At 67.2% G+C, this 15,063-nt stretch carries 15 protein-coding genes; 7 read left to right on the forward strand and 8 right to left on the reverse strand.

Going from position 1 to position 15,063, the window contains the following annotated elements:
- Positions 1–20: 20 nt before the first annotated feature.
- The gene (locus V5F61_RS03680; protein ID WP_393987405.1) at positions 21–623 is read right to left on the reverse strand and encodes a nitroreductase family protein; all 603 of its coding nucleotides are present in this window, start codon (positions 621–623) and stop codon (positions 21–23) included.
- A 36-nt stretch (positions 624–659) separates the two neighbouring features.
- Positions 660–2,036, reverse strand: a complete 1,377-nt coding sequence (locus tag V5F61_RS03685) for an LLM class flavin-dependent oxidoreductase (protein WP_393987406.1) — start codon at positions 2,034–2,036, stop codon at positions 660–662.
- 203 nt (positions 2,037–2,239) lie between these two features.
- Here V5F61_RS03685 and V5F61_RS03690 point away from each other — a divergent pair, with 203 nt between their 5' ends.
- The gene (locus V5F61_RS03690) at positions 2,240–3,211 is read left to right on the forward strand and encodes a TauD/TfdA dioxygenase family protein (protein WP_393987407.1); all 972 of its coding nucleotides are present in this window, start codon (positions 2,240–2,242) and stop codon (positions 3,209–3,211) included.
- A 101-nt stretch (positions 3,212–3,312) separates the two neighbouring features.
- Here the strand turns inward: V5F61_RS03690 and V5F61_RS03695 are convergent, their stop codons facing one another.
- Complete coding sequence (locus V5F61_RS03695) at positions 3,313–4,404, reverse strand: cytochrome-c peroxidase (RefSeq protein ID WP_393987408.1); 1,092 nt, start codon at positions 4,402–4,404, stop codon at positions 3,313–3,315.
- Positions 4,401–5,237, reverse strand: coding sequence for a transporter substrate-binding domain-containing protein (locus V5F61_RS03700; RefSeq protein WP_393987409.1), 837 nt, complete (start codon positions 5,235–5,237; stop codon positions 4,401–4,403). Before V5F61_RS03700 ends, V5F61_RS03695 begins: the two co-directional genes overlap by 4 nt.
- Positions 5,238–5,416: 179 nt before the next feature.
- Between V5F61_RS03700 and V5F61_RS03705 the strand changes: the two genes are divergently transcribed.
- The 4 genes from V5F61_RS03705 to V5F61_RS03720 all read left to right on the forward strand — a co-directional run bounded on the left by V5F61_RS03705 (position 5,417) and on the right by V5F61_RS03720 (position 8,695).
- Complete coding sequence (locus V5F61_RS03705; RefSeq protein WP_393987410.1) at positions 5,417–6,487, forward strand: ABC transporter substrate-binding protein; 1,071 nt, start codon at positions 5,417–5,419, stop codon at positions 6,485–6,487.
- Positions 6,488–6,569: 82 nt separating this feature from the next.
- Positions 6,570–7,415: an ABC transporter permease gene (locus V5F61_RS03710; protein WP_393987411.1), complete on the forward strand. Its 846-nt coding sequence runs from the start codon at positions 6,570–6,572 to the stop codon at positions 7,413–7,415.
- Between the two features lie 24 nt (positions 7,416–7,439).
- Positions 7,440–8,225, forward strand: coding sequence for an ABC transporter ATP-binding protein (locus V5F61_RS03715; protein WP_393987412.1), 786 nt, complete (start codon positions 7,440–7,442; stop codon positions 8,223–8,225).
- The gene (locus V5F61_RS03720) at positions 8,222–8,695 is read left to right on the forward strand and encodes a tetratricopeptide repeat protein (protein ID WP_393987413.1); all 474 of its coding nucleotides are present in this window, start codon (positions 8,222–8,224) and stop codon (positions 8,693–8,695) included. The genes V5F61_RS03715 and V5F61_RS03720 overlap by 4 nt, the downstream gene beginning before the upstream one ends.
- Before the next feature lie 270 nt (positions 8,696–8,965).
- Here the strand turns inward: V5F61_RS03720 and V5F61_RS03725 are convergent, their stop codons facing one another.
- From V5F61_RS03725 to V5F61_RS03735, 3 genes are all read right to left on the reverse strand, one after another.
- Entirely contained in the window at positions 8,966–10,192 is a 1,227-nt protein-coding gene (locus V5F61_RS03725) for an acyl-CoA dehydrogenase family protein (RefSeq protein WP_393987414.1), read from the reverse strand.
- A gap of 672 nt (positions 10,193–10,864) precedes the next feature.
- Positions 10,865–11,536 (reverse strand): SGNH/GDSL hydrolase family protein, encoded by a 672-nt coding sequence (locus V5F61_RS03730; protein ID WP_393987415.1) that lies wholly within the window; start codon positions 11,534–11,536, stop codon positions 10,865–10,867.
- A gap of 230 nt (positions 11,537–11,766) precedes the next feature.
- The gene (locus V5F61_RS03735) at positions 11,767–12,147 is read right to left on the reverse strand and encodes a FlxA-like family protein (protein ID WP_393987416.1); all 381 of its coding nucleotides are present in this window, start codon (positions 12,145–12,147) and stop codon (positions 11,767–11,769) included.
- A 328-nt stretch (positions 12,148–12,475) separates the two neighbouring features.
- Between V5F61_RS03735 and V5F61_RS03740 the strand changes: the two genes are divergently transcribed.
- Positions 12,476–12,805 carry a hypothetical protein gene (locus V5F61_RS03740; RefSeq protein ID WP_393987417.1) on the forward strand — a complete coding sequence of 110 codons (330 nt, stop codon included), beginning with the start codon at positions 12,476–12,478 and terminating at the stop codon, positions 12,803–12,805.
- Between the two features lie 524 nt (positions 12,806–13,329).
- Complete coding sequence (locus tag V5F61_RS03745) at positions 13,330–13,539, forward strand: cold-shock protein (protein ID WP_393987418.1); 210 nt, start codon at positions 13,330–13,332, stop codon at positions 13,537–13,539.
- Between the two features lie 577 nt (positions 13,540–14,116).
- On the opposite strand, the gene V5F61_RS03750 is transcribed toward V5F61_RS03745, so the two are convergent.
- The gene (locus V5F61_RS03750; RefSeq protein ID WP_393987419.1) at positions 14,117–14,773 is read right to left on the reverse strand and encodes a methyltransferase domain-containing protein; all 657 of its coding nucleotides are present in this window, start codon (positions 14,771–14,773) and stop codon (positions 14,117–14,119) included.
- Positions 14,774–15,063: the final 290 nt, after the last annotated feature.

A 15,063-nucleotide genomic window follows, 5' to 3' on the forward strand; every position in this document is an offset into this window, starting at 1 on the left:
CCCGTGCCGTGAGAGGGGGCTCAGCCGGCCGGGAAGGCGCCCTCGAAGGCGGTCTCGGAAGCCGGGCGTCGGCCGTTGGGCGCCTCGCCCTTGTGGAAGCTCTCGGGCAGGAGGGACTTGTCGCCGCGCCGCCCCACGGCGATGGCGATCTCCACCTCGTATCCGTCGGGCACCTTGAGGTCGGCGCGGGTCTTCTCGATGTCGAAGCCGCCGATGCCGTGGGCGTGCCAGCCGAGCTTCGCCGCCTGAAGCGCGAGGTGCGCCCAGGCCGCGCCGGTATCGAAGGAATGGGTGCGGGCGGCGATGACCTCGCTCGTCCCCGGACGCACGAAGGTGAGCGCCGACAGGGCGATGATGAGCGCTGACGCGTTCTTCGCCCATTGCTGGTTGTAGGGGTTCAGCAGCGCCAGGAAGGTCTCGAACTGCGGGGTGCCGCGCTTGGCGTAAAGGAAGCGCCAGGGCTGGGAATTGTAGCTGGAGGGCGCCCAGCGCGCCGCCTCGAACAGCGAATCAAGCACCTGCTGCGGGATCTCCTCGCCGGTGAAAGCGCGGGGCGACCAGCGGTCGAGAAAGAGCGGCTCCACCGGGTGGGCGGCCGCGCGGAGGGGGGTGGCGATCGTCATGGTTCTTGCGTTCCTTTTCTGGGGATGCGGGCCGCCTCAGGCGGTGGCGCGGGCCTGCGCGGCGTAGGCGCTGGCGGGACGCGGCAGGCCGTAGTGCTCGCGCAGGGTGCGGCCGGTGTAGTCGTGGCGGAACAGGCCCCGCCTGCGCAGCAGCGGCACCACCTCCGAGGCGAACAGGTCGAAGCCGCCGCGGAACCAGGGCGGCATCACGTTGAAGCCGTCTGCGGCGCCGTTCTCGAACCAGAGCTGGATCTCGTCCGCGATCCGATCCGGCGTGCCGGCGAACACATAGTGCCCGCGCGCGCCCGCCAGCCGGTCGATGAGCTGGCGCAGGGTCGGCCGCTCGCGCTCCACGATGCCGACCACGAGCTGGAAGCGGCTCGCCACCTGCTTGGCCGGCGCGGCATCCGCGAAGGCGTCCGGCGGCACCTCGGCGGAGAGCGGATGGCCGGTGAAGTCCACGCCGGTGATCTGCTGGAGCTGGGCGAGGGAATAGGCGGGCTGGATGAGGTCGTTCAGCTCCTCCTGGAGCCGCTTCGCCTCGGCCTCGGTGGCGCCGATATAGGGGCTGATGCCGGGCAGGATCTTCACATGGTCCGGGTTTCGCCCGAGCCCCGCCGCCTGCCGCTTGATGTCCGCATAGAAGCGCTGGGCGCTCTCGAGGGTCTGGTGGGCGGTGAAGATGGCCTCGGCATAGCGCGCGGCGAAGGAGCGGCCGTCGTCCGAGGAGCCGGCCTGCACGTAGACCGGCCGCCCCTGCGGGCCGCGCGGCAAATTGAGCGCGCCCTTCACCCGGAAATGGCGGCCCACGTGCTCGATGGGGTGGATGCGGGCATCGTCCGCGAACAGGCCGGAGGCGGCATCCGCCACCAGGGCCTCGTCCTCCCAGCTGTCCCACAGCTTGGTCACCACATCCACGAACTCAGCGGCGCGGGCGTAGCGCTCAGCGTGGCTCGGGGGCTCGGAGAGGCCGAAGTTGGCGGAGGCCTGCGGCACCGCGGTGGTGACGATGTTCCAGCCCGCGCGCCCGCCGGAGATATGGTCGAGCGAGGCATAGAGCCGGGCGAGGTTGTAGGGCTCGTAATAGGTGGTGGAGGCGGTGCCGATGAGGCCGATGCGGCTGGTGGCCGCCGCGATGGCGGAAAGCCAGGTGAGGGGTTCCAGCCGGAAGCGCGAAGCGTAGCGGATGTCGTCCACCTGCGCCGGGCCATCCGCGAAGAAGACGGCATCGAGCTTGGCGGCCTCGGCCGAGCGGGCGAGGTCCTGGTAGAAGCCGATGTCGAGCAGCCGTTCCGGCGTTGAGCCCGGATAGCGCCAGCCGGCTTCGTGGTGTCCGCCCGGATAGATGAACAGGTTGAGGACCAGCTGGCGGCCCGGACGGGCGGGCGCAGCGCTCGATTGCGCGATGGCCATGGATTTCTCCTTCGATCGTTCAAGGCGCGGGCCGGGCCGTGGCAGGCCTCGGCGGCGCAGGCCGGATCGCGGCGGCTCGGAGCGGACGATAGGCCGTCGGCTCATTTCGTCAATTGCTTTTCTATAAAATCGATGTTTTGAATTAAATAAAGGACGGGCGTGCGCCGCCGGCGCCGCCACCCCGTGCCACGACAGGAGAGGCCATGAGCACCGCGACCGCCCTTGCCACCGCTGCGCCTCCAGAGGTGCCGGAGCCGCGGCACATTTCCGTGCACCCGCTCACCGGCCACATCGGTGCCGAAATCGAGGGCGTGGATCTCTCCCGCCCCCTGGCCGCGGAAGCGGTGGGCGAGATCCGCGCCGCGCTTTCGAAATGGAAAGTGGTGTTCTTCCGCGACCAGCCTCTGACCCATGCGCAGCATGTGGCGCTCGCGAGCACGTTCGGCGCGCCTACGGTCGGCCATCCGGTGTTCGGCTTCGTGGAGGGCTATCCGCAGATCTATTCCATCGCCCGCGATCGCTTCGCCACGCGCTTCACCGGCGAGCCGCTCATCCGCCCCTGGACCGGCTGGCACACGGACGTGACCGCCGCGGTGAACCCGCCGGCCGCCTCCATCCTGCGCGGGGTCGAGATCCCGCCCTATGGCGGTGACACCTTCTGGACCAACCTTGTGGTGGCCTATGAGGCGCTTTCGCCCGCCCTGCGCGGCTTCGTGGACGGCCTGCGCGGCATCCATGCCTTCTCGCCGCCCGAGGGGCTCGGCGCCACCGAGGATTTCAGGGACAGGAACCAGCGCCGCCCGCTCGTCAGCGAGCACCCGCTGGTGCGCGTCATCCCCGAGACCGGCGAGCGCGTGCTGTTCGTCAGCCCGTCCTTCCTGAAGCGCATCACCGGCCTTTCCCCGCGCGAGAGCCAGCAGATCCTGGAACTGCTGTTCGAGCACGTCACCCGGCCGGAGTTCACCGTGCGCTTCCGCTGGCAGCCGGGCTCCATCGCCTTCTGGGACAACAGAACCACCGCCCACCTCGCCCCGCGCGACATCTACAGCCTCGATTTCGACCGCCAGCTCTACCGCATCACCCTCAGGGGCGATGTTCCGGTGGGTGTGGACGGCCGACCCTCCACCGCCATCGAGGGGGAGCCCCTCGATGCCTTCTCCGCCGGTCTCGCCTGAAGGCTAGCGCCGCCTTTCCGGCCCCCGGTCCCTGCGGCACCTGGGCCGGGCCTCGCGTTCAGCGGGGCCCGGCTTTTTTTCGCATGCTCTGCTGCGTGTCTTCAGAGCGCCCTCAGGAAGGCCGCCAGAGCCTCTTTTTCCTGCGGCGTGAGGTGGAGCGGGCGGATATGCGGTGAAAGGCGAGCGGCGTCCCGGTACAGGGGGCGGGCAGCTTCTGCAGCGTTGCGCGCCCAGACCTCCCCGCCGCCGCGATCGTAGAAATTGACGACGCCTTCGAGGGTGGGGATGAGGCCGTTGTGCATATAGGGCGCGCTGCTGGCCACATGCCGCAGGCTCGCGGTGCGAAAGCGCCCGGCCTCCTCCGCCGCACCCGTTATGCCATACCGGCCAAGATCCTGCGCCGGCTCGCCGTAGAAGGAGAAGCGCAGGTTGTGGAAGCCCTCATCCGTGAGGAGGGGGCCGAAGTGGCAGTTGGCACACCGTGCCTTGGTGCGGAACAGGTGCAGGCCGAGCAGCTCGGTATCCGAGAGGGCCATCTGCACACCGCGCGCGAAGCGGTCGAGGCGGGTTTCCGGGTCGATGGTTTCCAGGTAGGAAACGAGGGCGCGCGCCAGCGTACCTTCCGACAGGCCCTGCGCGCCGAACACGGCCGAGAAGCGCGCCGCATAGCCCGCCGCAGCGAGGCGCGCGACGAGCGCCTGGGGGTCTGAAGGGCCCATTTCGCGCGGGTGGGCGAGGGGCGTGAGCACACGCGCCGCCAGCGCGCCGCCGCCGCCATCCCAATCGAGATGCGCCCGCCGGGCGATGGAGAACAAAGCGGGCGGATTGCGCCGCCCCTGGGCACCGCCGATGCCCGTTCCCACCTTCTCCGGTACGCTGAAGCCGTGGGCGGGATCATGGCAGCTCGCGCATGCCACCGTCCCGTCGGCCGAGAGGCGCGGATCGCCGAACAGGCCGGCGCCGAGGGCGGCCTCCGGCCCGGTCGGCGGCGGGGGAGGTGGCGCGCCGAGCTCCACGAACGCGACGTCGGCGTCGAGCCAGGGCGCCGGCCATGTCTGCGGCGGTCCGGAGTAGGCGCCGCGCAGGTCCGGCGGCGAGATCTCCCCCATGTCGCGGAGCGGCCCGGCGAGGGTGACGCCGGCCAGCAGACAGCAGAGCAGCACCGTCCCGGCGGTGCGGCGGCGCGTGCTCAATGGCAATCCGCCGCCACCTGGTCGCGATAGACCTCGAACGACACCGTGGCGGCCCACCGCTCCTCGCGCCCGCGCCAGCGTTCCCGCGTGTCGAGGGGCGAGAGCGCGGCCGCGACGGCCTGCGCGAGCCCGGCGTCGCCGGGCGGCACGGCGACCACCAGCGTGGTCGGCTCCTGCGGCGGCAAGGTCGCGGAGAATTTCTGCCACGACCGCATCTTGAGCAGGGGGTCCAGCAGAGTCTGGTCGAGGATGGCCGCGTCGCAATCGCCCGTGCGCATGAGAATCAGGGCCGGCGCGGGTGCGCGCAGCACCTTCACGGTCGCCCCCAGCCGCTCCACGAGGGCGCGGGCGCGGGCGTTCGCCTCCACGGCGCAGACGGTCCGGCCCGCCAGCGCGCTCCAGGAATCGAGCGGCCTGTCCGAGCGCATGGCGAGGCTGAGGCCGGAGGTGAAGCCGGTGGTGATGATGCGCGCCTTCCCCCGCATGGGATCGCCGGTGCCCGCGCGCGACACCACGAGGTCCACCTCGCCCGCGGAGAGAGCGCGGTCCGCGTCCTCCGGCTGAACCCGCGCCAGGCGCAGTTCGGCGCCCAGCGCTGCCGCGATCTCGCCGGCGAAGTCCAGCTCGAAGCCCTCCTCCAGGTAGAGGCGCGAATCGGGCGCATCCGGCGGGGGCAGCCAGGGGACGCCGACGCGCAGGGGCTGGCCGGCGAAGTCGCGCCCCGCTGCGCGCGGCTGTTCCGGCGCGAGGAGGAGGAGGGCCGCGCAGCCCAGCGCCGCGATGAGCGAGAAGGCTGCTGTCAGTCGGACCAAGTGCTTGCGGGAAAATGGCATTTCAATACCGAAAATGACCGGGTGGATTGGCGACGCGGGTCTGGTCACCAGCTTCCGTTGGGTTATGGAGCCGTGGCTCTTGCAATTGTATATAAAAAAGGTCGATAATATCAAAATAGCAAGCGGCAAACGCCGTTTCACCACTCCTCCCAAAAGCCTGTCCCATTCGCGAGGAACCCATGTCCCATCGTTCCGTATCCGCCGGCCTGCTGGCGCTGGCTTTGACCCTGTCCGCCGCATCGACGGGCGCCGCCCGCGCGGAGGAGGCCGTGCTGCCCTCCATCAACCTCCAGCTTTCGCCCTGGACGGTGGTGGCGCAGGAGAAGGGCTTCTTCAAAGACGCGTTCGACAAGATCGGCACCAAGCAGGTGAACCTCATCGCTTCCGGTGCCGGCGAGCTCCTGGGTGCCGAGGCCGCGGCGGTGGGCGGCGGGGCGATCGCCATCGCCCAGCGCATGATCTACCCGGCCACCGTGCACCGGGCGAACGGGCTCGATGGTGTGGTGATCTGGGTGTCCGAGCCCTCGAACCGCTATCGCGCGCCCATCCTCGCCCGCGCCGACAACGACAAGATCAATTCGGTTGCGGATCTCGACGGCAAGAAGTTCGGGTCGAGCCGCATCTCCTGCTACTGGTCATCGCCGTTCGAGATCACGCAGAAGGCGGGGCTGCCCTTCGATTCGCGTGAGAAGGAGGGCCGCATCCGCTACACCTCCATCGACAATTCGGCGGTCGCCATCTCCTCGGTGCTGTCCGGCGCCACCGATGCCACCACCGCTCACCTTGCGGCGGGCGCCTTCACCGGCGCGTGGCTTTCCGGCAAGCTGAAGGTTATCGGCCACTCGCCCGATGATGGCGTCTACGTGAACAACGCCGGCCGCGTCACCTACTTTGCCCGCCGCGATTTCGTGAACAAGTATCCTGAGGTGGTGAAGGCCTTCCTCGCCGCCCGCGAGAAGACCCGCGAATGGACCCTCGACCATGTGGACGAGGCGGCACAGATCGTCGCCGACAAGACCCGCGTGCCGCTGGAGGTGGCGAAGTTCCAGATCACCCATGCGGGCGAGTGGGAGTTCATGGCCGGCGAGCCCAATGCCGACCGCGCCCGCAACGCCATCAAGACCTTCCAGGCCTGGTACGTGGACCATGGTGACGACATCCTCGCCGAGCGCGGGCTGACGGCGCCGCAGATCGACGCCTTCATCGACGGCCGCTTCTTCGTCGGTGGCCAATACTCTATCTACAACTGAGCGGACGCCGCCGGAGCCCATGCGCTCCGGCGGCTTCTTCTTTTTCAGGGCGCGCGGGCACCAACACAGCGGAAATGAAGACATGGCGCATACGTCCGACACCATCGAGGCCGCCGCGGTGGAGGCGGGAACGGTGGACCTGCCGGTCGCCGGCGAGGCGGGGCGGGGGTTCAGGATTCCGAACCTCACCGGCTTCATCCTGCCATTCCTGATCCTCGCCCTGTGGCAGACCGCGGCGGCGAACCGATGGATCGATCCGGTGTTCCTGCCGGCGCCGCTCACGGTGGTCACGGCCTTCTGGAAGATGCTGACCAAGCAGCATCTGGCGTTCGATTTCCTGGCCTCCATCAAGATCGTCGGCCAGGCGTTCCTCTATGGCGCGCTGGTGGGGGTGATGCTGGGCATCGCGGCCGGCCTCTCGCGCAAGGTGGAGGAGTTCTTCGGCCCCACCTTCGACACCATCCGCCACATCCCCGGCATCGCCTGGCTGCCGCTGATCGTGCTGTGGCTGGGCATCGGCGCGCCGGCGAAGATCCTCGTCATCGGCAAGTCGGTGTTCTTCCCCGTGTTTCTGAACACCCTGCAGGGCATCCGCAACGTGGAGCGGAACTATGTGGAGCTCGCCAAGGTGCTGACGCTCACGCGCTGGCAGCTCGTGCGCAAGGTGATCCTGCCCGCCGCCATGCCGTCCATCATGGTCTCGCTGCGCTATTCGGCGGGCCTCGCCTGGGCGCTGGTGGTGGTGGCAGAGGGGCTTTCGGGCCTGGAGGGCCTGGGCTTCCTCATCTTCCGCGCCCAGGGCCTGCTGCTGACCGACCAGCTCCTGGTCTGCATGGTCATCATCGGCCTCGTCGGCTTCGCCATCGATCGCTCCATGTATTTCGCGCAGAAGCGGGTCCTGAAATGGAAGCAGGGCTATGAAGGCTGAGCGCGCCCGGAAGGAACATCGTCCATGAGCACCCCCGGACATCTCAAGATCCGCGACGTCTCCAAGACATTCGCCGCGCGCGGGCGGCCGCTGGTGAGGGTCCTCTCCCATGTGAGCTTCGACGTGGCACCGGGAAGCTTCGTTTCCATCGTCGGCCCCTCGGGCTGCGGCAAGTCCACCCTGCTGCGCGCCATCATCGGGCTCGACGACGACTACCAGGGCGAGATCCTGCTGAACGAGGCACGCATCCGCGGCACCTCGCTCTCGCGCGGCATCGTGTTCCAGGACCATCGCCTGCTGCCATGGCTCACGCTGGAGCAGAACATCGGCCTCAGCCTGGAGAATTCAGGCTGGGCGCCGAAGGAGAAGGCCGAAACCGTCCGCGAGCACATCGCTCTCGTCGGCCTCACGGGTTTCGAGAAGGCCTATCCGCATGAATTGTCCGGCGGTATGGCGCAGCGGGCGGCCATCGCCCGCGGCCTTGTCGTGCGGCCGGAGATCCTGCTGCTCGACGAGCCGCTCGGCGCGCTCGATGCGCTCACCCGCGTGCACCTGCAGGAAGAGCTGCAGCGCATCTGGGAACAGGAGGGCACCACCATGATCCTCGTGACCCATGATGTGGACGAAGCCATCTTCCTCAGCGACCGGGTGCTGGTGATGGCGGCCAAGCCGGGACGGGTGGTGGAGGACCTGGCGATCGAGCTGCCCCGCCCGCGCGACCGGGCGGACGTGGCGTTCGTCGCCCTCAAGCGGCGCATCCTGGAAGCCATGGGCGAGGGGAGCGGGCACGTCCCGTCGCGCGCGGCATGAGGCGCCACGACGCGCGCGGGCGGGGGGCGTTCGCCGCCGGCCTCGGCCTCGCCCTGCTGGTGGCGGCCCTTGCCGCCGGGCCGGCGCGGGGCATGGATACCGCGCCTTCCACCGACCTGCCCGATCTTTCCGAGAGCCGGGCTGCCATCTATGCGGGGGATTATGACCGGGCGCTGGCGCTGCTCATGCCGCTTACGGCCACGGTCCACCACGCCGACCTCTACAATCTCATCGCCTTCGCCAACCGGAACCTGAAGCGCTACGGGGAGGCCGAGCGCTGGTACAAGGAGGCGCTCTTCTATGATCCCGGCCACCGGCCGGCGCTCGAGTACCAGGGCGAGCTCTTCATTGCCGAGGGCGATTTCCCGCGTGCGGGGAAGAATCTCGAACTGCTGCGGCTGCTCTGCTACCCGCAGGGCTGCGAGGAATACGACCGGCTGAAGGCTGCCCTCGCCGCCGCCGGGCATTAATCGATATTCCCTCGGCACTCACGCTTCGCCACGTTCGCGCGCGGCGAAGCGTTCCGCCTGCCCACTCGACCGCCCGACGCGGCCTCAGCTTCTTCGTTCCGGATGGTGATACCAGTCGTTGCATGGCTCGCGGGCGCGTTATCGCCCGAGGTCGATGGGCGAAGAGCGTGAGCCACCCGCTTGGCCTGTATCCTGGCCGGTGGGCAGAACGACCGGCCCGGTGATCGCCCGGGCTGCTGCCGTCGGCGGATCACCGGGCTCGGCCTCACCTCAGAAGAAGCCCTTGGAGGGCAGGGGCGTTCCGTTCACCAGCAGGTCGCCGATGGCCCGCGCCTTGTAGCTGGCGGGGTTGTGCGAGGCGATGGTGCGGGCGTTGCGCCAGTGCCGGTCGAGGTTCACGGCGCGCTCCGTGGCTGAGGCGCCGCCGGCCTCGAACAGCAGCGAGGCGGAGCGCAGGGCGAGGTCGTCCACCACCAGCTTGGCCTGGGCCGCCGCCTTCGCGGCCTCGGCGGCCAGCGCCTCAGCCGGCTCGCCCTTGTCGCGGGCGATGCTCGCCCGGTCGAGCGCGCCGGCGGCGGCAAGGATCAGGGCTTCCGCTGCGAACGCATGGGCCGCGATCTGGCCCACCACCTGCTGGAGGAAGGGGTCTTCGGTCACGGTCTGGGTGGGGGCGTAATAGAAGCTGCGCTTGCGCCGCTTCACGAGGGCGATGGCATCGTTCAGGATGCCCTTCACGATGCCCGCCACCACCGTGGTGAGGAAGAGCTGCGCCTGGGTGTTGGAGTAGGCGAGGCCGTATCCCCACTCCGGCGTGTCGAGAATGGCTTCGTCGCGCTCCACCCGCACGTTGTGGAAGCGCGTGGTGCCGGAGGCGGTGAGGCGCTGGCCGGCGCCGTCCCAGTCGTCCACGATCTCGATTCCATCCCGGCCGGTGGGAATGATGACCGAGGCCACGCGCCCCTCCTCATCGGTAGCGCGCACCAGCATGGAATCCGCATAGAGGGTGCCGGTGCTGTAATATTTCACGCCTTCGAGGCGGAAGCCGTCGCCATCGGCCAGGAGCCGGGTGTCGGGCGCGACGCCGCCGGCGGGGCTGGACCCGGATTCGGTGGAGGCGAGGCCGAACACGGCCCCTTCCCGCACCGCGGCCTGCCAGGCCCGGCTGCGATCGTCATAGGGCAGGCGGGTGAATTGCTCGGCCACCGTGAAATGGTTGCGGAAGATGTGCGCCACGTTGGCGTCCACCGCCGCCAGCTCCAGCGCGAGCTTGTAGACCTGCGGGAAGGAGGCGCCGGCCCCGCCGTCTTCCTTCGCCAGGCGCAGGGCGCCGAAACGCGCCTGCTTCAGCAGGCCGATGGCCTCGAAGGGCAGCACGCGCTTGAGCTCCCGCTCTGCGGAGCCCGCGCCGATGCGCGCGAACAGGTCCTGCCAGTCCGCAGGATCGGCGGACGGTGCGGTCGCGGGCGAAAGGGGGAGTTTGGCAACAGCTTTGTTCATGCTCGTTCTCGCGGAAACTGAGGGGATCAGGCCTGGGCCGGGTGGCCGGAGATGACGGGCTCCAGCGGAATCTTGCGGGTGATGGGGCGGCTTGCGGCCCGCTCGTACCCGCGGCGCGCGACGGGGAGGCCGCATCGGCGCCGCTCTGTCCCGGGCGCATGCGGTCGCCCGGCGGAGGCATCCGAGCCGGAGGGGACGTGCTTTGACATCACGGCGAGCTCGCGGTCCCGCCGGCTGGCGCGGGAACCGCGAACCGGTTTTCGGCGCGCGGAGCACGCGAGAGGGAGAGCCATGCGCATCACCGTAATTCATTTAGTCCATAGAAACACTTGTATATAGCGCAAAGTCAAGCGCCACCGTGCATGCCCGTCGTTCCGGCCGGGCATGCACGGTGGCGCCAGAAGGCGCGCTGCCATGGTGTCGAGGGCGGTAAGGGGCCTGGGGCGGGCCGCGAGGGGCTGCACGATGGCGCGCGCCTGGGCGTAAACGGCGCTTTCGGGAGAGAAGGGCGGGGCCGGCGAGGCGTGCCGCCGGCAATGGCCAGCCAACGCAGGCGACCGGGCGCCTGCCTTGATGTCACATGGAAGATGTCCGGCCGCTATCGACGGGCAGCAGCCGGAGGCTCAGGCGCGGTCCGGGCGGGGCCGGCATGACCGCTGTCGCGGCGATGCCTCAGATATCGCACGCCTCACGTGCGAGGCGCGCCCGCCAGAGGATGCCGCCATCCTCGTTCGGGTGAAGGCCGTCCGCCGTCTGCGCGGACAGGGGGGCGGACACGAGGCGCGCGCCGCTCTCGGTGGCGAGGGCGCGGATCACCGCATTCTGCCTGGCGATGAAATCCCGGTCGAACAGCTGCGCCGCCACCGGAAAGCGCGGGTCGACGGGATTGATCTCTACAAGGGTAATGTCCGGCGCGGTGATGCGGTCCAGCAGCCGCCGGTATTGCGTGGTCCATTCCTCGATGTCGGCATGCGGCCGGATGGCGTCGTTCACGCCGATGGCGACCACCGCGCGGGTGGCGTGGATGCGTTCCGTGATGCGCGCGCCCTGCCCCAGAAGATTTTCGAGCCGGGCACCGGGAACGGCGGCGTTGAACACCTCCTCGCCGCATAGCCTGGAGGGGCCGTTGGCATAGGCGATGCTGTCACCCAGCAGCACCACTGGCGCATCGGTGAGAAAGGAGCCCACCTCGTGCCGCATGATGATGCGGCTCACCGGGGGAATGGCGTGTGCGCCATAGGCTGCGGCCACCAGCGCTGCAAGCGCCGCCAGAATCTGCCAGCGCCGAAACGGGAGCCGGCTGGGCCGGGAGGCGGAGGCGCCGGAGACGTGGGCATGTGTCATGAGCGGACCCGAGCGATGGAAAGCTGATGGGTGCATGCTCGGGGGCGCGGGTGTCGCCGGTGAGACCGGGGGGAAACGAATGTTTGCGGGTGGATGTCTCTATGTTTCCGGCCGGCGAAGGGACCATGGAGCGCCGAGAGGGCCCGCCCGCCCGCTCGACCGGCCACCACGAGGGTGGCCGAGCACTGCGCGCCGCGACGATGCGCGACGCGGTGGAAAATCACGTTACCTCAGCCGTTGCTCTCGTTCAGGATCGAGAGATCCGTCTTGGAAAGGATGGCGTAGGGGTTGGTGCTGTCGTCGTCGTTCCGCTGCTGCTGCTGCGGGTTGGTGTTAGAGGTGGCGGAGGATTCCTGAGACCTTTGCGCGGCGAGGCGCGCGGTGAGCTCGGTGATCTGGGCCGCCACCTGCTTCAGGTTCGCCTCCGCCGCCTTGACGGTGCTCTGCTTTTCCTCATCGGAGAGCTCGGTCGAGGCCTGCGCGTCGTCGATCTGCTTCTGATAGGCATCCTGGCTCGCCTTGAGACGGGCGATCTGTGCGGCGAGATCGGATGCGCCGCTGGTGGTGCCGCTGGTGATGGACGTCGTTGAAACCGAAGAAACCGAAACCATGCCAGCCTCCTTATGGCTCAGGTTACATGGTCTTCTGCAAGATGCGGCTGGTGCAAAGCTGTGTTTCCGAATGTTGAAAATAATGTTTCCGAACGTTTCCGAGGGCCATGACAGGCGGCGGACTGCGCAGTGGCATGGTCGCGCCCGGCGATGTCGCGTGCCGCTATTGGAAATACCCCGAGCTGTGCGCCGGGCCGGAAGGGGGGCGTTGCTCCGCCATTGGTGTTTCCCGCAGCGGTTGTTCTTTGACGTGACGTGAGCCTTGCCGTCTTCTGTTGTCTTACGTAAGAAGTGGCGCGATATTTTTCATTTCTCGAAGGCTGCGATAATGTCTCTCGTCCGTACACTGGCTGCTGCAGTTCTCGCCACCGGTTTCCTTGCCTTTCCCGCGCTCGCAAAAGACAGGAAGGTGGATATCGTCAACAAGACCGGGCACACCATGACCTCCTTCTTCGCGTCGAGCGTCGATGAGGAGAGCTGGGAAGAGGACATGCTTCACGGCGACACGCTGAAGAATGGCGAGACGCTGGATGCGGACATCGATGACGGCAGCAGCGCCTGCGTTTATGACTTCAAGGCTGTGTTCGCCGACGGAGACTCTGTGATCAAGCGCAAGGTCAATGTCTGCGAGGTCGGCACTTTCACCTTCCTGCCCTGATCCGTGCCGGGGCTCTTGCGCAAGCCGGGGCCCCTTCCGGCCCGCGCCGCCGTCGGCGGCCGGGGTGCGGCTCCCCGCTTGGCTTGCCCTGCGACAGGCCTCAACGTAGTGCCCGATCTCCTCCTCTTGGATCGCACAGATCCTGGACTCAAGCTGGAGTGAGCGGTGGCGTCGCTCGCGTCCTCCTCGTTCCTATTCCTTGCCCGTTCTGGGGCAGGGGTCTGCTCGTATCCCGCCGCGGGACAAAAGTGCGGCTTCTGGGCAATGTACTCCAGGCGCGGTGCTGTTCTCCGGTGGACGCGGCTGAAGGGCCGGCTGTAGCGGGATGAAATTCGGGAATTCTGCTTATATTTTCCGGCCTTGCAATAAACACAATTGCCTTCTAGTTTGCGACCGTCTGAATTTGACGGCTGATTTTCTGATGCGCATAGACGCATCCGGCGATGACTCCCTTCAATTTCTAACTATTTGCCGGGCTCGATCCTGCGGGCCAGGCGTCCATGCGCGATTGAAAGGATATCGTCATGAATATCGGTACGGTGAAGTGGTTTAACGCCACCAAGGGCTTCGGTTTCATTCAGCCCGAAAACGGCGGCGCGGATGTGTTCGTGCACATCTCTGCGGTCGAGCGCGCGGGCATGCAGACCCTGGCTGAAGGCCAGAAGCTGCAGTTCGACATCGTCCGGGACAACAAGTCCGGGAAGAGTTCGGCGGGCAATCTTCAGGCTGCGTGATCTTTCTCGCCATTGACCACGGATGTACTGGCAATGGCGTAGAACCGCCCTGACGATGACGTGGAAGGCTCCGTCTCCCTGAGGCGGAGCTTTTTTCGTTTGGCACGGCCTCGACCGAGTGTCGTCACTCCGGATCGGTACGCCGGCATCGGCAAGGCGGTGGGCCGGATTCGGGACAGGGGGGGTCAGGCGCCGCAATAGATGCCTGCGATCGTCACCGGGGCCCAGCCGCAGCGCGCCTCGGGAGAGGAACTTCTTCTTGTCCGCCTTGGCGGAGGCATCGTGGGCGGTGCGGGAGCAATCCGACCGGGCCGATGCGAAGCTTTCACTCACGACCAACGTCAGCGGTGGCCTTTCCGGTGTCGATACGGCGGTGGACGCTTCGACGAGATGACGGGCGCCGCCGACAAATCCCTTGTATCGCGTAAAGCCGATTGGGCGTGACCGGCTGGAAATTGCCTGCGATGGAGGGCACGCAGTATGGATTGGAGCCTGAAGCCAGGCCCCATTCCGCGGTTTTTCTCCTGAGCCGGAGGAAAATGAGGCTTGGGCCAGGATCACGCCTTCGGCGCGGCGGTCACGCCTCGCGTTTTTTCGCGATGACCCAGGTAACGATTGGCCATTCTTTTTCGTTGCGCAAGGCGAGGCGGTACAAGGGGTGCGTTTCGTCTTCAGGAATTTTCGCCATGCGGAATCCCGCATGTATAAGCGCCCACGCTTCGCGGTTTCCCCATGATCCGGTCTCCACGACATCGCAGCCAGCACTGGTCGCGAGCAGTGCGAGGGCGTCTGGAGTAAAGCGCCAGAAGTCCTTGGGTACGCCGTGTATCTCATTGATGAAGCATGTCGTGTGGCAAATCAATCCGCCCGGCCTTGTCACCCTCGCGGTTTCGGCGAAGGCAAGGAACGGATTCCCCTCGATATGCTCAAAAACCTGATCTGAAACAACAAAATCGAACGATTTATCATTAAATGAAAGATTTATGATATTTTCTTCCGGGTAATTCGCGTGTGTATATTTCGCTTCTTTCAGTCCAAGTATTTTCCCGAACCATTCGGAGTGTGAAATCGCCAAGCACTCTTTTTCCTTGGCGTCGTGGGCAGAAAATTTTCCTCTGAGCGCCTTGTACATGGCGGTGCGCGTAATGTGCCAATCATTCGGCCCGCCGGCATTCTTCAGGGAGTGAGCGATGAGCTCTTTGATCGTCGAGTCACTGAAGGCAAACTGGGTCACGCAGCTACCTCGAAATAGGGGCGAGTTTTAACGCCACTTGCGCCGGTAAATGGCAAGCCCACGGAGGCGGGGAGCCGCTACGGAATGGGCCATAGCGCCAGACTCACGTCAACTCGTCTGCCACATCCCGCCGTCCGGAGGTTGGGCAGGCGCCGGGGCGGACTGAGTCTGCCGGCGCTGTCGCTTCGATCTTGATGGGCGAAACGGGGCAGGGGATGGCGATGCGTTTCACGAGCGATGCGCATCACAGTCAAAACGCGTTCCTGCACGTCGCTCGAGCGCAGCCGTGC

Origin of the sequence: Xanthobacter sediminis, assembly GCF_043195015.1 — a bacterium.
In the GTDB taxonomy this organism is placed as follows: Bacteria; Pseudomonadota; Alphaproteobacteria; order Rhizobiales; family Xanthobacteraceae; genus Xanthobacter.